A 17709-nucleotide genomic window follows, 5' to 3' on the forward strand; every position below is an offset into this window, starting at 1 on the left:
GGTCCGACCTGCGAATGGCGTCGGGCGGGTCGGTCGCATACGGTGCCGGACGTGGACGCACGACGGAGCTACCCCGAAGATCAGGAGTCACGCTGGTACCCGGCCGACCGGGAACGCGCGTACGACGACTCGGACTGGCGTACGGCGAGCGGGGTGCGCCGGTACGACGACGAGTCGCGCACCCCCGACCAGCGGGCCGCCGAGGAAGGCCGGTACGCCGACGCCAGCCGTTTCGACTCGGGGCGCTTCGACGTGGCCGATCCGCTGGGTGCCGTGGGGGGCGGCACCACCGGGTACCGGCCGACCCGCTCCCGTCGTGACGACCCGGACGTCTCCGGCGAACTGCCCGGCGACCGGGTGGGTCGACGCGCCGCCCGCGAAGCCGGCGTCAGTGGCGTCGGCCCGCTCGGGGACGGCGGCGCGGGCCCGCTCGGCGGTCTGCCGGTGCGGGGCGTCGGTGACACCGGAACGGGCCGGCTGACCGACGCCGGAACAGCCCGGAGCCTGGCCGACACCGGTACCGGCCGGCTGACCGACGCCGGAACGGGTCGGGGTCTCGGTGACACCGGGACGGGTCGGCTGACCGATGCCGGAACGGGTCGGGGTGTCGGTGATACCGGGACGGGCCGGCTGGCTGGTGCCCCGACCGGGCGGCTCGGCGGCGGTGACAGCGGCACCGGTCGGTTCACCGCCGACTCGGGTGTGCTGGGGGTCAGTGGGGTGGGCCCGCTGGCGGGGGCCGAGTCGGTCCGGCCGGCGGCGCTGGGCAACTATCCGATCGTCGAACCCACCCGACCGGCTGAGCCCTCCCCGTTGGAGGTGCCGACCGGCCCGATGGCACCGGTCACGCCCCGAGCGGACGACCTGGCCGGCCCGGACGGGACGTACCGCGCGGGTGGACCGGCCTCCGACGGCGTCTACCGCACCCGGCGGCCGGCGCTGGCGGCGCTGCTGGGGCTGTCGGTCCTGGTCTTCGAGGCACCGGCGCTGCGGGTGCTGCTGCACGGCCTCACCGGCGACCCGGTCTCGGCGTCACACGTCGTGGTGGGCACCTTCCTGGTGATCGGGTTGCCGGTCTTCGCCGGTGGCCTGTACGGGCTGCGCACCGGCGGCCTGGCGATGGCCGACGGCGCCCGGGGCTGGCTGCGCCCGCCGACCGCCTACCTCACCGTCGGGCTGGTCCTCTTCCTCGCCGCCGCCCTCGCCGCCCGCTGAACCGCCGGGGCCGCTGAACCGCCGCCCCCGCCGGCCCGCCGAACCCCGTGCCGCCCCGTCCGGCCTTCCGACTCCTCGGGCACCGTCGCCCTCCTCGGGCACCGTCGCCGCCGGGAGCCTGAACCCGGGGCCGGATGGTGGGGCGGGGGCCGGCGGGCAGGGCGGGGGCGTACACTGGCCTCTTGGCGACCGCCTTGTGCGGTCGACCTCGCGTGCCCTCTCCACGTTTCGTCGTGGGGCGACGGCCTCCCTGGTCCCGATCTCCTTCGGGCCCACCATGGGCCGGCGACCAGGCACCAGGACGCCCGGCCACCGGCCGGACGTGACAACCAGGGATCTTGAGGAGTACCCCACCATGGCCGTCGTGACCATGCGTCAGCTGCTGGAGAGCGGTGTCCACTTCGGGCACCAGACCCGGCGCTGGAACCCGAAGATGAAGCGCTTCATCATGACCGAGCGCAACGGCATCTACATCATCGACCTGCGCCAGACCCTCGACTACATCGAGAAGGCGTACGACTTCGTGCGCAGCACGGTGGCCGAGGGTGGCAGCATCCTGTTCGTCGGCACCAAGAAGCAGGCTCAGGAGGCCATCTCCGAGCAGGCCACCCGGGTCGGCCAGCCGTACGTCAACCACCGCTGGCTCGGTGGCATGCTGACCAACTTCCAGACGGTGTACAAGCGGCTCCAGCGGATGAAGGAGCTGGAGGCGCTGGGTGACCTGACCGGCACCGCCGCCGGCTACACCAAGAAGGAGACCCTGCAGCTGTTCCGCGAGAAGACCAAGCTCACCAAGACCCTTGGTGGCCTGCGGGACATGCAGAAGCTCCCGGCCGCGGTCTGGATCGTCGACACCAAGAAGGAGCACATCGCCGTCGACGAGGCCCGCAAGCTGGGCATCCCGGTGATCGCGGTGCTGGACACCAACTGCGACCCGGACGAGGTCGACTTCCCGATCCCGGGCAACGACGACGCGATCCGCTCCGCCGAGCTGCTGACCCGGGTGGTGGCCGCCGCCGTCGCCGATGGTCTGATCGCCCGGTCCGGCCGTCGTCGCGGTGGCGACGAGAAGCCGGAGGCGGGTCAGGTCGGCAGCGACGAGCCGCTGACCGAGTGGGAGCGCGAGCTGCTCGAGCCGAAGAAGGCCGACGAGCAGCCGGTGGCCACCGAGCAGCCGGCGGTCGAGCAGCCCGCCGCCGAGGAGCCCGCCGCCACCGAGCAGAAGCCGGCCGAGCAGCCGGCCACCGCCGCCGCCGAGTGACTCGTACCGCCGCGTCCCCGTCGCCCAGTCCGGGCGGCGGGGTCCGGCGGTCACCGCCGGGCACATCCGGCCCGTTCCGGGTAGCCGGCACCTCAGACCACCCACCGCAGACTCAACACCGAAGAGAGAGTCATGTCCAACTTCACCGCCGCGGACGTCAAGAAGCTCCGCGACCTCACCGGCGCCGGCATGATGGACTGCAAGAAGGCGCTCACCGAGGCTGAGGGCGACTTCGACAAGGCCGTCGAGATCCTGCGCGTCAAGGGCGCCAAGGACGTCGGCAAGCGGGCCGGCCGGACCGCCGCCAACGGCCTCGTCGCGCACTCCGGCCAGGCGCTGCTGGAGCTCAACTGCGAGACCGACTTCGTGGCCAAGACCGACGCGTTCGTCGCCCTGGCCCAGCAGTTGGTCGAGCACGGTGAGCGCAGCGGCGTCGGCACCGCCGAGGAGCTGCTCGCCACCGAGCTGGACGGCAAGACCGTCGCCGACCTGATCCAGGAGCAGTCCGCCAAGATCGGCGAGAAGCTGGTGCTCAACCGCTTCGCCAAGCTCGACGGCACCGTCGCGGTCTACCTGCACCGCAAGAGCCAGGACCTGCCGCCGGCCGTCGGTGTGCTGGTGGAATACCGCGGCAAGACCGACGAGGCCGGTGACGCCGACGCCCGGGGCACCGCCATGCAGATCGCCGCGATGCGGCCGAAGTACGTCACCCGCGACGAGGTGCCGGCCGAGGTCGTCGAGTCCGAGCGGCGCATCGCCGAGCAGACCGCCCGCGAGGAGAACAAGCCCGAGGCGGCCCTGCCGAAGATCGTCGAGGGCCGGGTGAACGCCTTCTTCAAGGACTACGTCCTGATCGAGCAGGCGTCGGTCTCCGACAACAAGAAGACCGTCAAGCAGGTGCTGGCCGAGGCCGGCATCGAGGTGACCCGCTTCGTCCGGTTCGAGGTCGGCCAGGCCTGAGCCGCCACCGTCCGGGCGCACGTCGCGCCCGGACGGGCACGCAACGTCGACGAGGAGGCCGCTGGTGTACGCGACAGGCACCGCGGCCTCCTCGTCACATAGGGTCGGCAACGGGCAGGTACGCGGTGACGCGGCGCGGTCGACGCGTACGCGGGAGGGGCGGGGCGGATGACACAGGTTGTGAACGACCGGAGCCTGGAGGCGGACGACCCGACGGCACCGCCGCCCGGCCGCGCCCGCCGGGTGGTGCTGAAGCTCTCCGGTGAGGTCTTCGGCGGTGGGGCGATCGGTGTCGACCCGGACGTCGTGCAGGCCATCGCTCGGCAGATCGCCACCGTGGTACGTCGTGGTGTGCAGGTCTCCGTGGTGGTCGGCGGCGGCAACTTCTTCCGCGGTGCCGAGTTGCAGAAGCGTGGCATGGACCGGGCCCGCGCCGACTACATGGGCATGTTGGGCACCGTGATGAACTGCCTGGCGTTGCAGGACTTCCTGGAGAAGGAGGGCATCGAGACGCGGGTACAGAGCGCGATCACGATGGCCCAGGTCGCCGAGCCGTACATCCCGCTGCGGGCGATCCGGCACCTGGAGAAGGGGCGCGTGGTGATCTTCGGCGCGGGTGCCGGGATGCCGTACTTCTCCACCGACACGGTGGCCGCCCAGCGGGCGCTGGAGATCCGCGCCGACGTGGTGCTGATGAGCAAGAACGGCGTGGACGGCGTCTACAGCGCCGACCCGCGGATCGACCCGGACGCCAGTAAGTTCGACTCGATCACCTTCTCCGAGGTGTTGCAACGCAACCTGCGGGTGGCCGACGCGGCGGCGTTCAGCCTCTGCATGGAGAACGGGCTGCCGATGCTGGTCTTCGGCGCCCAGGGCGAGGACACGATCATCCGCGCCGTCGGCGGCGACAAGATCGGTACGCTGATCACCGCCTGACCGCTCCCGGCCACCAGTGCGGTCCTGCCGCACCCACAGCAGCAGCCCAGCCCACGACGAGCAACAGAAGGAGGCGAGGAGACCGGTGATCGACGACACCCTCCTCGAGGCCGAGGAAAAGATGGAGCGTGCGGTCGAGCACGCCAAGGAGGAGTTCGGCGCCATCCGTACCGGTCGCGCCAACGCCGCCATGTTCTCCAAAGTCATCATCGACTACTACGGCACGCCGACCCCGCTGCCCCAGATGGCGTCCATCGGGGTGCCCGAGCCGCGCATGGCCATCATCAAGCCGTACGACAACTCGCAGATCAATGCCATGGAAAAGGCGATCCGCGACTCCGACCTCGGGTTGAACCCGAACAACGAGGGCAACCAGCTGCGCATCCTGCTCCCGCAGATGACCGAGGAACGCCGCCGCGAGATGATCAAGGTGGCTCGGCACAAGGGCGAGGAGGCCAAGGTGGCGGTCCGCAACGTCCGCCGCAAGGGCAAGGAAGAGCTGGACCGCCTGGTCAAGGACGGTGAGGTCGGCGAGGACGACGGCCGCCGCGCCGAGAAGGAACTCGACGACCTGACCCAGCGCTACGTCGGCACCGTCGACGAACTGGTCAAGCACAAGGAGTCGGAGCTGCTCGAAGTCTGAGCCCGGCTGCCACGGCACCGGTGCGGCACCGCCCCTGTGGCGGCGCCGCGCCGGTGCCGCCGTCGTTCGCCCACCCGGCCGGGCCGGTGCGTCAAGCGGACCGGTGGATCGATCCGTGGGCCGGACCGGCCCGTGGGCCGAGCCGGCGGCCGGTCGGCCAGGCGTGTGGCCGGTGGTCCGGGCGGGTCGCGCCAGCGGGGTGGGGCCGGTGGTCCGGGCAGGTCGCGCCAGCGGGGTGGGGTCGGCCTGCGAGCCGCTGGTGGACCGCCGGGCCGACGTCCACCGTGCCCGGCCGGCCCGTGCAGTAGGCTCGGCAAGATTCCCGGCCACCGGGCGGTGAATGGCGGGGATCGATCGGCCGTCGGGCCGGTCAACCGGAAGCAGTCACGCGGGTAGGGGATGGTTGTGGTCTTGCGTCATGTGGTGGAACTCGTACCGTCGTTCGGTGCGTGATGTCCCACCTCGACCCCTACAGCGGCACCGAGCCTCGTGGCTGGGAGCGATCCGACCGTCCCCCGGCGCTGCCCTGGCCGGAACGGGAGGTCGAGCCGTGGTCGCCCCGGCAGTCCGGTCCCGACCTGTCGGCCGGGCCGCAGGCCCCGCTCCGGCCGCCCGTGCGTCGACACGACGAGCCGAACGGCGGGCCGTACGACGAGCCGGTCGGTGACCGGTTCGGTGCTGACCGCCCTCTCGGCGACCTGGTCCGGCCGCTCCCCGACGACGCCCCGACCTCGCACCTCGCCCCGGTGCGGGACGACGACGCCCCGACTGCGCACCTGACGCCGGTCAGGGACGACGACCAGCCGACCGCCCAGTTCGCCCCGGTCCGCGACGACGACGGTTCCCGGTCGTCGTTCCCGTCGCCCGTCGCCGAACCGGAGCCGGCGCCGCCGACCGGCCGGCGGTTCCGGGGTCGGCGGCGGGCCAGCGCGGCCCGACCGGCCACCCCGCTGCCGGCGACCGGTCGGGCCGGCCGGAACCTGCCGGCCGCCATCGGCGTCGGGCTCGGGCTCGGCGCGCTGGTCCTGGTGCCGCTGTTCTTCTTCCTCCCCGGCTTCCTGGCCGTGCTGGCCGCCGCGATCGGGGTGGGCATCTGGGAGATGACCCGCGCGGTCCGGCGCAGCGGGGCCCACCCGCCACTGCTGCCGTTGCTCGCCGGTGGTGTGCTCACCATCGGGTTGGCCTGGTTCGCCGGGCCGGACGCGCTCAGCCTGGGTCTGCTGGTCACCGTGCTGGGCACGATGATCTGGCGGCTGGGTGACGGCCCGGCCGGCTTCCAACGGGACATCACCGCGGCGACCCTGATCGCGGTCTACGTGCCGTTCCTGGGCGGTTTCGCGGCGATGCTCGCGGCGGCCCCGGGCGACGGCCACCTGCGGGTGCTGGTCACCGTGGTCGGTGTGGTGCTGTCCGACACCGGTGGGTACGCCGCCGGGGTGTCCTTCGGCAAGCACCCGATGGCCCCCCGGATCAGCCCGAAGAAGTCCTGGGAGGGTTTCGCCGGCTCGGTCGCCGCCGCCGCGGTCGGCAGCGCCCTGCTGCTCTGGCTGCTCTTCGACGTGGCGCCCTGGTGGGGCGCGGTGTTCGGGGTCGCGGTCTCGGGTGCGGCGGTGCTGGGCGACCTCGCCGAGTCGATGATCAAACGGGATCTCGGCGTGAAGGACATGAGCACCCTGCTGCCCGGACACGGCGGCCTGATGGACCGGCTGGACTCGGTCCTGTTCGCCGTACCCACCGCTTATCTGCTGCTGGCGATCCTCGTGCCGGTGGTGGGCTGAGGGATGAATCACGCCGGGCCGCAGGGGCGGTCCCCCTGGTGGGGGCCGATTCGGCACCTCCGGACGGGCGGGTCCGGCGACCGGCGTGACAGACTGGACCAGCCATGACGAGCCTGCCTGTGATCCCCGTTGACCCTGACGCCCCCGGCCGCCGCCCGGCGATGCCACCCCGGCACCTCGCCGACCTTGACCTGCCGGGTCGGCGGGCGCTCGTCACCGAGCTCGGTGAACCGGCCTTCCGGGCCAAGCAGATCTCCCACCACTACTTCGGGCGACTGGTCCGGGACCCGGCCGAGATGACCGACCTGCCGGCGGCCGCCCGGGACCGGTTGGCCGATGCGCTGCTGCCCCGGCTGCTCACCCCGGTCCGGGAGATGGCCTGTGACGACGGCGCCACCCGCAAGGCGCTGTGGCGGTTGCACGACGGGTCGCTGGTGGAGAGCGTGCTGATGGGTTACCCGGACCGGGTCACCGTCTGTATCTCCAGCCAGGCGGGTTGCGGCATGGCCTGCCCGTTCTGCGCCACCGGCCAGGCCGGGCTGACCCGCAACCTCTCCGCCGCCGAGATCGTCGACCAGGCGGTCTACCTCGCCGGGGTCGCCGCCTCGGGCGCGGTGGCCGGGTCGCCGCCCCGGTTGTCCCACGTCGTGTTCATGGGCATGGGTGAGCCGCTGGCCAACTACTCCCGGGTCGTCACGGCGATCCGGCGGCTGGTGGCGCCGGCTCCGGAAGGGCTGGGCCTGTCGCAACGGCACATCACCGTCTCCACGGTCGGCCTGGTGCCGGCCATTCGCCGACTGGCCAGCGAAGACCTCGCGGTGACCCTTGCGTTGTCGCTGCACGCGCCCGATGATGAGCTGCGCGACGAACTCGTGCCGGTCAACCAGCGCTGGAAGGTAGCCGAGGTGCTGGACGCAGCGTGGGACTACGCGGCGACGACGGGGCGCCGGGTGTCGATCGAGTACGCGATGATCAAGGACGTGAACGATCAGCCGTGGCGGGCCGACCTGCTCGGACGCCTGCTGGCCGGTAGGTCGGCGCACGTCAACCTCATCCCGCTCAATCCGACACCGGGTAGCCGCTGGGACGCCAGTGCCAAGCCGGTGGAGCGGGAGTTCGTCCGACGGTTGCGGGAGTCCGGCGTCTCCACCACGGTGCGTGACACCCGGGGACGCGAGATCGACGGTGCGTGCGGGCAGTTGGCTGCCGCGGTGGACAGTGACATCGAAGCGCCGCGCGGGCGCGACCGGGCGTAGCGGTACGAGACCAGGAGACATAGTGGCGAGTCAGGGTCAGCGTTTCCGGCGTAAGGCGCTCCGCCGGGGCTACAAGGTCGACGAGGTCGACGCCTTCCTGGACCGGGTGGAGGCGACCCTCGCCGGTCAGCCGGTCGGCGCTCCCGTGGCCTCCCAGGAGGTCCACGACGTCGTCTTCCGGGTCCGCTTCAACGGCTATGACGAGTGGCAGGTCGACCTGCACCTGGACCGGGTGGAGCGGCAGCTGGCCGAGCTGGAGGAGCGCGCCGCCCCCAGCGGCCGGGGTGCCGACCCGCGCGGCGCGGACCGGCTCGCCCCGCCGATGCGCGACGACCACCGGGGCCTGCCGTCGGCCCCGCCGCCGATGCCGCCCCGCGCCATGCCGGCCCAGCCCGGTCCGCCGGACCGTTACGGCAACCGCTACGACGAGCCGAGCGGCGCCTTCGCCGTCGGACGCGACGCGCCTCGTGGTGGGTACGACGAGCCGAGCGGTGCCTTCGCCGTCGGACGCGATGCGCCTCGTGGTGGGTACGACGAGCCGAGCGGTGCCTTCGCCGTCGGACACGACGCGCCGCGCGGTGGGTACGACGCGCCGCGCGGTGGGTACGACGCACCGCGCGGCCAGTTGGGACCGGGCCCCGGTGGGCCGATGGGCCCTGGTCCGAGCGGGCCGACGGGGCACGGTGGCCCACCGCCGCGGGGCCTGCCGGCCGGCCCGGGTAGTGGCTACGGCCCCCCGGACGAACAGCGCTTCGACGGTTTCGAGGCGGGCCGGCACGGTCGTACCGACATGACTGCCGAGATCCGGATGCCCGAGCGCGACCGGATGCCCGAGCGGGACCGGATGCCCGAGCGGGACCGGATGCCGGAACGGGACCGGATGCCCGAGCGCGACCCGCGGGAGATGCGTGGTCGTGGTCCGGGAGGCCCGCCGCCGATGTCGCCGCCGCCGATGGGTGGTCCGTCGATGGGCGGGCCCGCGCCGATGGGCCCGCCGGCCGGCGGGCCGCCGATGGTGGGTCCGCCAATGGCCGGCCCGCCCGGCAGCGAGCTGTACCGGGTCGACCAGATCCGGCGCAGCTTCCAGGTGCGCCGCTTCGGCAGCGGGTACGACCCCGACCAGGTGGACCGGTTCTTCGAGAGCCTGCTCGGTGGGATGCAGGGCCGCAACCAGATGCCGGTGAACCCGAAGGACCTGGACACGCTGCGGTTCGGGCTGGTGCCCGGTGGTTACTTCGAGGCCGAGGTCGACGCCGCGCTCAAGGACGTCCAGGACATCCTCTTCGGCCGTTGATCCACCAGATGTGACGAGGGCCCGCCCCGACCGGGGCGGGCCCTCGTAGGTGTAGGGCGGTGCGTCAGGAGCGCAGCCCGCTGCGGCGCAGCACGGCGTCGCCGATGACGATCGCCAGCAACAGCACGGCCAGGCCGACCAGCCAGATGTCCTCGACCTTGCCCTCGTGGTTGCCGCACAGCATCGCCAACAGCGCCAACGCGGAGAGCACCGCGCCGATCCGCCCGGCCTTGCGGTGCCCGGGCCTGTGCTGATCTGGCGCGGTTACCGGCTCGCTTCCTGCCACTGTCGGTCCTTCCCTCGCGATCGGATCTCCGGTTAGTCTGGCACGCCCTGCCCCGGGCCCGGTGCGGGGTCCGCCCTGCTGCGGTGCGGCACGCCGGGAAAGCCGTGGCGTGCGGCGCGGCTGCTGACCAGCAGCGCCCGCCCCGGCAGGGACCGGGAAGTCGCCCGGCACGAGCGGGGGGAAGTCGCCCCGGCACGAGCGGGGAAGGCACGCCGGCACGGGCGGGGGAGCCGGGAGACCGGGGTCCAAGCTCTCCTTCCTGACGGGGCGGATCGGCTCTACCGGCGTCGCGGGCCGTCGACCACACTGCCTCCGGTAGCGTTCTGACGTACACCTTGATTGTCTGTTTGAGGGGGACTGCGGTGCGAGTGACCGGTACGGGACATGCCAGCATGCGGATCGACACGGCTGCGGGCAGCATCCTGTGCGACCCGTGGGTCAATCCGGCCTACTTCGCCTCCTGGTTTCCGTTCCCCGACAACTCCCTGCTCGACTGGGACACCCTGGGCCAGGTCGACTACCTGTACGTGTCGCACCTGCACCGGGACCACTTCGACGCCAAGCACCTGCGCGACTTCGTCTCGAAGGACGCCACCGTCCTGCTGCCCGAGTTCCCCACCTCCGAGATGGAGGACGAGCTGCGGGCGCTGGGCTTCACGAAGTTCCTCCGGGCCCCGAACGAGCAGGTGGTGGAGCTGGACGGCGGCCTGAAGATCATGATCCAGGCGCTGACCAGCCCGACCGACGGCCCGATCGGCGACTCGTCGCTCTGGGTGGAGTACGACGGGGTCCGGCTGCTCAACCAGAACGACGCCCGCCCCACCGACCTGACCGTCTTCGCCGAGCTGGGTCACGTGCACGCGCACCTGCTCCAGTTCTCGGGCGCGATCTGGTATCCGATGGTCTACGAGCTGCCGCAGGCGGCCAAGACCGCGTTCGGCAAGCAGAAGCGGGAGCGGCAGTTCGACCGGACCTGGCGCTACATCGACGACCTGAAGGCCGACCACGTCTTCCCGATCGCCGGCCCGCCGTGCTTCCTCGACGACGCGCTGTGGCAGTTCAACGACATCCACGGCGACGAGGGCAACATCTTCCCCGACCAGTCGGTGTTCCTGTCCGAGTACGCGAAGGTCGGCGGCACCAACGGCATCGTGCTGCTGCCCGGCAGCGTCGCCGAGGTGACCACTTCCGGCGCGACGACCACCCACCCGCAGCCGGTCGAGGAGTTCTTCGCGAACAAGACGGCGCACCTGGAGGAGATGCGGGAGCGCAAGCGGGGCATCATCGAGGCGGAGAAGGCGTCCTGGCGGCACCCCGAGGTGGACGTGCTGGCCGGGATGAAGAGCCGGATCGAGCCGCTGCTCGAAGAGTCGATCTATCTGGCCAAGGGCGTCGGCGGCCCGGTCCGCTTCGACCTGGTCGGCACCGACAGCTCGGGCGGGGAGACCATTGAATCCATCGTGGTGGACTTCCCGGGCAAGCAGGTCCGGCCGTACGCCGACGAGAAGGTCCGCTACCGGTTCCGCACCGAGCGGGCGCTGATCGAGCACCTGCTGCACATCGACGAGGTTGACTGGGTCAACTCGCTCTTCCTGTCCTGCCGCTTCTCGGCGGCCCGGATCGGCCAGTACAACGAGTTCGTGTACGCCTTCTTCAAGTGCCTGTCCACCGAGCGCCTCCAGTACGCCGAGGGCTGGTACGACGAGCACGAGCGCAGCACCGACGCCGAGGACATCACCCTGGGTGACTGGGTGGTGCAGCGTCGCTGCCCGCACCTGAAGGCGGACCTGACCCGGTTCGGCATCGTCGACGGAGACCAGCTCACCTGCCAACTGCACGGCTGGAAGTTCGACCTGCCGTCCGGCCGCTGCCTGACCAGCGTCGGCCACAAGATCCGCGCCGGCCGGGTGGACGCGGAAGCGCCCGCCCCGGCCGGTGGACCAGCCAACTGACCGGCCGTTCCCGACCGCTCCCGTCCTCGCTGCCGCCCGATGGGGTGGCGGCAACTGACCCCGTTCCCACCCCGCCACTCCCCGTTTCCGGCGACCATGACGTGGTGCCGGCCCGGCTGACCGGTGCACTCCGGGCACGGTGACGTCAGGACCGACAGGGCGGGTGGGGCGGGGTGGTGGACGAGGAGGAGTACGAGTTCGGGCGCCGGCGGGAGAAGGAGCGGGACGCCTCCCGGGTGGAGGCGTTCAGCGACGCCGTGATCGCCATCGTGCTCACCCTGATGGCGGTGGACCTGCTCCAACTCAGTCCGCAGCGGCCCGAGGGGCAGGAGCTGCCCGACGCGCTGTTCCACGAGTGGCCCGCCTACCTGGCGTTCGTGATCACGTTCGTGATCGTCGGACAGGTCTGGTTGACCCACCACAACATGTGGCGGTACGTCGTCAAGGTCGACCAGCTGCTGCTCGTACTCAATCTGCTGTTGTTGCTGTTCGTGGCGGCCATTCCGTTCGCCGCCAGCCTGCTCGCCGACAACCTGCGGGGCACCGTCGCCGACCAGCGGTTGACCGCCGCGCTCTATGTGGGCACGGTGCTCGGTGAGGCGCTGTTCTTCAACCTGAGCTGGTGGTGGGCCCGTCGCCGGCGGCTGCTCGACCCCGGGCTGGACCCCCGGCTGGCCCGCGCCGTGGCCCGCCGCTTCCTGCTCGGCCCGTTGCTCTACGTGGTCGCGTTCGGCATCTCCTTCGTCGATCCGGTGCTCAGCCTCGCGGCGTACTTCCTGTTGACCGGGCTGTACCTGGTCCGGGGCCCCGGCGACCTGCCGTCCTCCCGCCCGGCCCCCGCCTGACCACCCGGCGGCGGCCCGTCGCGGGCCGGGCGGGACGGGCGGGCCGGGCGGGGGACGGACGCGGGCCGGGCGGGCCGGGCGGGAGCGGAGGGCGTCAGCGGCCCAGGTCGGCGAGGATGCGTTGGGCGGCGTTGTGGCCGGCCGCGCCGATCACGCTGCCCGCCGGGTGGCAGCCGGCGCTGCCCGCGTACACCCCGTCGATGCCGGTGGCGTAGGGCATCCGGTCGGTGAACGAGACGGTGTTGTCGACGTGGTGGATGTGCCCGCCGGTGATGCCGAAGTGCGCCTCGATGCCGGGCGGCGGGAGCGGCACCGCGTCGGCGATCAGGTCACCGGTGCCCGGGGCGTACCGCTCGCAGATCTCCACCAGGCGGGCGACGTAGCCGGGCAGCGCGGTGTCCCAGTCGGTGCCGGCCGGCGTGTAGGGGACCGACTGGACGAACAGCGCCGACGAGTGGTGCCCGGCCGGGTCGGACAGCGACGCGTCGACGGTGGTGTGCAGGTACCACTCGATGGTCGGTTCGTCGGGCAGCCGACCGGCCTGGACGTCCGCCCACATCGCCCGCAGCGCCGCCATCGGCGACTCACCGCCCGCCCCGAGCAGCGACGCGGACCCGGGAAGCAGGTGGATGGTGGACCCGAACGGGCTGGGCGCGTCCGCCGGCAGGCAGGAGAACCGGGGCAGCCCGGTCAGCGCCAGGTTCAGCTTGAGGGTGGTGCCGGGCCGGCGGACCGCCGCCATCCGCGCGCCCAACTCCGCCGGCAGCGCGCCGTCGGGCACCAGCTCCATCAGCCGGTACGGGTCACACGCGCCGAGCACCACCTCGGCGGCGACCTCCCGGCCGTCGGCGAGCCGGACGCCCGAGGCCGCGCCCCCGGCCAGGGTGACGGCGGCTACCCGGGCACCGGTCAGGATGGTCGCCCCGGCCGACCGGGCGGCCTCGGCGAAGGTGCGGGAGACGGTGCCCATGCCGCCCTCGGCGATCATCCAGGTGCCGTCGGCACCGGGCAGCCGGCACATGTTGTGCACCAGGAAGTTGTGGCCGGTGCCGGGGTCGTCGGGGCCGGCGTTGAGGCCGGACAGCCCGTCGGTGACCGCGTACATGCTGACCAGCAGCTCGGAGCGGAAGTCGAAGCGGGCCAGGTAGTCGGCGACGGAGCCGCGTACCAGGTCGACGAAGGTCTGCCGCAGCCCGGGGCGGACGTACCGGTCGGCGGTCTGCTCCACCGGCAGCGGCCCGGTCAGCCAGGCCGGGGCCAGGTCCGTGCGGAGCTGCGCCAGCTCGGCCTGGAGCGCGTCGTCGGCGGCCACGTCGGCGGGGGAGAAGAACTCGGTGAGCTGCCGTCGGGTCGCGGCGGTGTCGCTGCCGATCAGCAGGTAGGGCGCACCGGGCCCGCCCGGGGTGGGCAGGAAGTAGTGCGGGTCGCGGCGCAGCACCGGGATGCGCACGTCGAGGGCGGCGAGCAGCTCCGGGGGCATCAACCCCAGCAGGTACGACCCGGTGGAGTGGCGCAGCGCGGGCACCTTCGGGAACGGGTTCTCGGTGCGGGTGGCCCCGCCGATCACCTCCGCCGCCTCCAGCACCAGCACGTCCAGCCCGGCGCGGGCCAGCAGGACGGCGGAGACCAGCCCGTTGTGCCCCGCTCCGATGATCACGACGTCGGCGCGGGACGGCAGCTCACTCGCATCGCTCATGCCTGGGCAGCCTAGTGCGGCGCGCGGCGTCCGTCTGCCGGCTCGACCGGCGGGACTGGCGGGGCCGGTTGGTCCGGGTCGGCCGGCGGGACTGGCGGGACCGGCGGGGCCGGGTGGTCCGGGTCGGCCGGGGTGGTCCGGCGGGGTCGGGTCGGCCGGGTGTCGGCATCAGCCGCGCAACGCGTCATGCCACTGCGGCATGAATATGACGCACAGGCATACCGGTCACCACGGGAAGTGGTGCCCCTCCCGCTCCGGTAACCGGGGGAGGCCGGGCCGACCCGTCGAACGTGAACGGTTGTTGCGATAGTGGACGGCGATCGCTGCGGGGCCGACACCGGTCGCCGCCGGTCGACGGCCCGGTGTGGGTGACGGCGGGTCGGTGGGGTCGACGAGGGGAGAGGTGATGTTCGCCTGGTGGGGGCGGGTGGTGGTGCGCGCCCGGTGGGTGGTGCTGGCCGTCGCCGGGGTGCTGATGGCCGTCGGCGCCACCTGGGGTGTCGGGGTGTTCGGCGAGCTGACCGGGGGCGGGTTCGACGACCCGGCGAGCGAGTCCAGCCGTACGGTGCAGCGGGTCACCGCCGAACTGGGCCGGCAGGGCGCCGACGTGATCGTGCTCTGGTCCAGCGACACCGCCTCCGTCGACGACCCGGAGTTCCGCGACCCGGTCACCTTCACCGTGGCCGGGCTGCGCCAGCGCGCCGAGGTCGGCGCGGTGACCACCTGGTACGACGCGCCCGCGCCCGCGCTGGTCGCCGAGAACCGGCGGGCCACCTACGCGCTGGTCAAGCTGACCGGCGGTGACGAGGACGCCCGCTCGGCGCAGTTCGCGGCGCTGCGCCCCGCGCTGGACGCCCCCGGTCTGCGGACCGACGTCGGTGGGCTGGTGGCGTTCCAGGCGGAAGCCACCACCCAGAGCACCGAGGACATCACCCGGGCCGAGCTGCTGTCCATGCCGGTGCTGCTGGTGCTGCTCGTGCTGATCTTCGGCGGCCTGGTCGCCGCCGGCACCCCGCTGCTCGTCGGCGGCCTGGCCATCCTCGGCGCGTTCGTGGCGGTACGCCTGGTCAACATGGTCACCGACGTGTCGATCTTCGCGATCAACGTGATCACCCTCATCGGGCTCGGGATGGCGGTGGACTACGCGCTGTTCGTCATCAGCCGGTTCCGGGAGGAGTTGGCCGCCGGGCGCACCACCGCCGAGGCGATCCGGCGCACCATCCTCACCGCCGGCCGCACCGTGTTCGTCTCCGGGCTGACCGTCGCGCTCGCCATGGCCAGCCTGCTGATCTTCCCGCAGCCGTTCCTGCGTTCGATGGGCTTCGGCGGGATGGCCGCCGTCCTGATCGCCATGCTGGCGGCGCTCACCGTGCTGCCGGCCCTGCTGGTGGTGCTCGGCCACCGGGTGGACGCGGTGCGCGTACCGCTGCCGTGGCGGCGGGGGACGCGGGGTGCCCGGCGGGCGGCGGGTGACGGGGGTGGTGCCTGGGCCCGGATCGCGCGCAGCGTGATGCGCCGGCCGGTGCGGTACCTGGTGGGGGTCGCGGTGCTGCTCGCGGTGCTGGCCACCCCGTTCCTGCGGATCACCTTCGGCGGGGTCGACGAGCGGGTGCTGCCGGCGGACGCCGCGCCGCGGGTGGTCTCCGAGCGGATCTCCGCCGAGTTCCCCGGCGGCACGATCGCCCCGATCGAGGTGCTGGTCTCCGGAGCGCCGGCCGACGCGGTGCGGCCTTTCGCCGACCGGATCGCGGCGGTGCCGGGGGTGACCGGGGTCCAGGTCACGGCGGCCCGGGGGGAGTCCACCCTGCTGTCGGTGAGCTACCCGGGGGAGCCGACCGGCGACGACGCCCGGGACCTGGTGCGGACGCTGCGCGACCTGCCCGGCCCGGACGGGGCGGAGGTGCTGGTCGGCGGGCGGCCCGCCGCCGACGTGGACCTGCTGGACAGCCTCGGCGACCGGCTGCCGTGGATGGCACTGCTGATGGCCGGCGCGACCCTGCTGCTGCTCTTCCTCGCCTTCGGCTCGGTGGTGCTGCCGGTCAAGGCGGTGCTGATGAACCTGCTGTCGATCGGCGCGTCGTTCGGCGTGGTGGTCTGGATCTTCCAGGACGGCCACCTGGCCGGTCTGCTCGGCTTCACCTCCACCGGGTTCATCGAGCCGAGCAACCTCATCCTGATGCTCGCGGTGCTGTTCGGGCTGGCCACCGACTACGAGGTGTTCCTGCTCAGCCGGGTCCGCGAGGAGTGGGACCGCACCGGCGACAACACCGCCTCGGTCGCCGCCGGCCTGCAACGCACCGGCCGGATCATCACCGCCGCCGCGCTGCTGCTGATCATCGTGGTGGCCGGCTTCACCACCGGCGGGATGGCCTACATCAAGCTGATCGGCGTCGGCATGATCGTGGCGATCGTGGTGGACGCGACGCTGGTCCGGGCGCTGCTCGTGCCGGCCACCATGCGGCTGCTGGGCCGGTGGAACTGGTGGGCCCCGGCACCCCTGGCCCGGCTCTGGGCCCGCTACGGCCTGCGCGAGACCGACGACCCGGCGGAACCGCCAGCGACCCCAGGCGGGTCGGCGTCGGCGGTCCCGTCGGTGGTGGCGGGGACCCCGGGCGGGTCGGTCAGCGCTTCGGCGTGGTTCGCTGCGGCGGCCCCGGCGTCGTCGACCCCGGACCCGGACGCCCCGGCGTCGACGGCTGCGGACGCGGCCCCGAAGCCGGAGCCGGCTGCGGACCCGGAGGCGGCGGCGCGGCGGGCCCGCCAGCGGGACAACGCGAGGGTGGCCGAGTAGCCGGCCAGCACGATCACGTGGAACAGGTAGAGCCAGAGCAGCACCGCGACGCCGGCCCCGACCGGGTCGAAGCCGCCGAACGGGACACCGAGGTCCAACGGGAGCGAACAGAACAACACGAAGCCGTGCAGGAAGCCGGAGAGGTTGGCGGCGGTGAACGAGCCGACCGCCAGCGTCGACAACCAGTCCGGTGAGGCCGGCCCGACCACCCGGAACACCCACATCAGCACCGGGGTGAGCACCAGCCACACCGCCAGGAACGACAGCACGATGCCGAGGGCGGCGACCCAGCCGCCCTGCCGGATCAGCCGGGTGGTGGTGGGCAGCGCGATGAGGATCGACAGCAGCAGGGCGGGGGCGGGGGCGAGCAGCGGCAGCAGCAGCAACCGCCCCCGCCAGCCGACGAACGACTCGCCGGTGTGCGACGCGGCCACCGAGACGAAGGCCCGGCGCAGCCCCTCACCGTAGAGCGAGGCGGGCAGCAGGGAGGCCAGCGCCAGCAGCGGGGTCAACCGCACCCCGGCGTTGACCAGCGCGTCCACCGCATCGGGCGCGCCGATCGCGTCCGGCAGCGTCTCCACGGCGTACGCGGTGAGCCGGCGTACCCGGTCCACGCCGGCCAGCAGCGAGGTCAGCCAGATCGCCAGCAGGGCCACCGGCACCACGGCGATCGCCCCGTAGAAGGTGATCGCGGCGGCGTGCAGGGACAGATCCCGCCCGCGTACCGGCCGGAACGCGGCACTGGTGATCCGCTTCGTACGCTGCCATGCGTCGCCCATCGCGATGTTCTTCCCCC

13 protein-coding genes and 1 pseudogene are annotated in these 17709 nt (G+C 72.7%); 11 read left to right on the forward strand and 3 right to left on the reverse strand.

Features of this window, described 5'->3' with window-relative positions; all coding sequences use genetic code 11:
- Nucleotides 1-51: 51 nt before the first annotated feature.
- From ACQP1S_RS07540 to ACQP1S_RS07575, 8 genes are all read left to right on the forward strand, one after another.
- Nucleotides 52-1215, forward strand: coding sequence for a hypothetical protein (locus tag ACQP1S_RS07540; protein ID WP_432904568.1), 1164 nt, complete (start codon nt 52-54; stop codon nt 1213-1215).
- Between the two features lie 355 nt (nt 1216-1570).
- Nucleotides 1571-2476 carry a 30S ribosomal protein S2 gene (rpsB, locus tag ACQP1S_RS07545; RefSeq protein ID WP_432904571.1) on the forward strand — a complete coding sequence of 302 codons (906 nt, stop codon included), beginning with the start codon at nt 1571-1573 and terminating at the stop codon, nt 2474-2476.
- A gap of 132 nt (nt 2477-2608) precedes the next feature.
- Nucleotides 2609-3436, forward strand: a complete 828-nt coding sequence (gene tsf / locus ACQP1S_RS07550; RefSeq protein ID WP_363667002.1) for a translation elongation factor Ts — start codon at nt 2609-2611, stop codon at nt 3434-3436.
- A 168-nt stretch (nt 3437-3604) separates the two neighbouring features.
- Entirely contained in the window at nt 3605-4372 is a 768-nt protein-coding gene (gene pyrH, locus ACQP1S_RS07555) for a UMP kinase (RefSeq protein WP_091245924.1), read from the forward strand.
- Between the two features lie 85 nt (nt 4373-4457).
- On the forward strand, nt 4458-5015 hold the full coding sequence (frr, locus tag ACQP1S_RS07560; protein ID WP_091245927.1) for a ribosome recycling factor: 558 nt from the start codon (nt 4458-4460) through the stop codon (nt 5013-5015).
- A gap of 452 nt (nt 5016-5467) precedes the next feature.
- Nucleotides 5468-6793, forward strand: coding sequence for a phosphatidate cytidylyltransferase (locus tag ACQP1S_RS07565; protein WP_432904575.1), 1326 nt, complete (start codon nt 5468-5470; stop codon nt 6791-6793).
- Between the two features lie 104 nt (nt 6794-6897).
- Nucleotides 6898-8049, forward strand: coding sequence for a 23S rRNA (adenine(2503)-C(2))-methyltransferase RlmN (rlmN, locus tag ACQP1S_RS07570; RefSeq protein ID WP_432904578.1), 1152 nt, complete (start codon nt 6898-6900; stop codon nt 8047-8049).
- A 22-nt stretch (nt 8050-8071) separates the two neighbouring features.
- Entirely contained in the window at nt 8072-9343 is a 1272-nt protein-coding gene (locus ACQP1S_RS07575; RefSeq protein WP_432904581.1) for a DivIVA domain-containing protein, read from the forward strand.
- Nucleotides 9344-9407: 64 nt separating this feature from the next.
- Here ACQP1S_RS07575 and ACQP1S_RS07580 read toward each other — a convergent pair whose 3' ends face one another.
- On the reverse strand, nt 9408-9629 hold the full coding sequence (locus ACQP1S_RS07580; RefSeq protein WP_091245943.1) for a DUF2631 domain-containing protein: 222 nt from the start codon (nt 9627-9629) through the stop codon (nt 9408-9410).
- Nucleotides 9630-9991: 362 nt separating this feature from the next.
- Between ACQP1S_RS07580 and ACQP1S_RS07585 the strand changes: the two genes are divergently transcribed.
- Both ACQP1S_RS07585 and ACQP1S_RS07590 read left to right on the forward strand, forming a co-directional pair.
- Nucleotides 9992-11581: a Rieske 2Fe-2S domain-containing protein gene (locus ACQP1S_RS07585; RefSeq protein WP_091245946.1), complete on the forward strand. Its 1590-nt coding sequence runs from the start codon at nt 9992-9994 to the stop codon at nt 11579-11581.
- Between the two features lie 173 nt (nt 11582-11754).
- On the forward strand, nt 11755-12426 hold the full coding sequence (locus tag ACQP1S_RS07590; protein WP_432904585.1) for a TMEM175 family protein: 672 nt from the start codon (nt 11755-11757) through the stop codon (nt 12424-12426).
- A gap of 94 nt (nt 12427-12520) precedes the next feature.
- Here ACQP1S_RS07590 and ACQP1S_RS07595 read toward each other — a convergent pair whose 3' ends face one another.
- Nucleotides 12521-14122, reverse strand: coding sequence for a phytoene desaturase family protein (locus ACQP1S_RS07595; RefSeq protein ID WP_432904587.1), 1602 nt, complete (start codon nt 14120-14122; stop codon nt 12521-12523).
- A gap of 406 nt (nt 14123-14528) precedes the next feature.
- Here ACQP1S_RS07595 and ACQP1S_RS07600 point away from each other — a divergent pair, with 406 nt between their 5' ends.
- Nucleotides 14529-16913 (forward strand): MMPL family transporter, encoded by a 2385-nt coding sequence (locus ACQP1S_RS07600; protein ID WP_432904590.1) that lies wholly within the window; start codon nt 14529-14531, stop codon nt 16911-16913.
- Here the strand turns inward: ACQP1S_RS07600 and ACQP1S_RS07605 are convergent.
- Nucleotides 16862-17692: pseudogene (locus tag ACQP1S_RS07605) on the reverse strand (YhjD/YihY/BrkB family envelope integrity protein); the annotation flags it as partial. The gene ACQP1S_RS07600 and the pseudogene ACQP1S_RS07605 overlap by 52 nt on opposite strands.
- Nucleotides 17693-17709 lie beyond the last annotated feature (17 nt).

The sequence above is a fragment of the Micromonospora matsumotoense genome (assembly GCF_050951065.1).
Classification (GTDB): domain Bacteria; phylum Actinomycetota; class Actinomycetes; order Mycobacteriales; family Micromonosporaceae; genus Micromonospora; species Micromonospora matsumotoensis.

What these genes read in the sequence shown, in the direction of transcription:
- rpsB (WP_432904571.1), top strand. Translation starts at nt 1,571, where the DNA reads ATGGCCGTCGTGACCATGCGTCAGCTGCTGGAGAGCGGTGTCCACTTC.
- tsf (WP_363667002.1), top strand. Translation starts at nt 2,609, where the DNA reads ATGTCCAACTTCACCGCCGCGGACGTCAAGAAGCTCCGCGACCTCACC.
- pyrH (WP_091245924.1), top strand. Translation starts at nt 3,605, where the DNA reads ATGACACAGGTTGTGAACGACCGGAGCCTGGAGGCGGACGACCCGACG.
- ACQP1S_RS07565 (WP_432904575.1), top strand. Translation starts at nt 5,468, where the DNA reads ATGTCCCACCTCGACCCCTACAGCGGCACCGAGCCTCGTGGCTGGGAG.
- rlmN (WP_432904578.1), top strand. Translation starts at nt 6,898, where the DNA reads ATGACGAGCCTGCCTGTGATCCCCGTTGACCCTGACGCCCCCGGCCGC.
- ACQP1S_RS07595 (WP_432904587.1), bottom strand. Translation starts at nt 14,122, where the DNA reads ATGAGCGATGCGAGTGAGCTGCCGTCCCGCGCCGACGTCGTGATCATC.
- ACQP1S_RS07600 (WP_432904590.1), top strand. Translation starts at nt 14,529, where the DNA reads ATGTTCGCCTGGTGGGGGCGGGTGGTGGTGCGCGCCCGGTGGGTGGTG.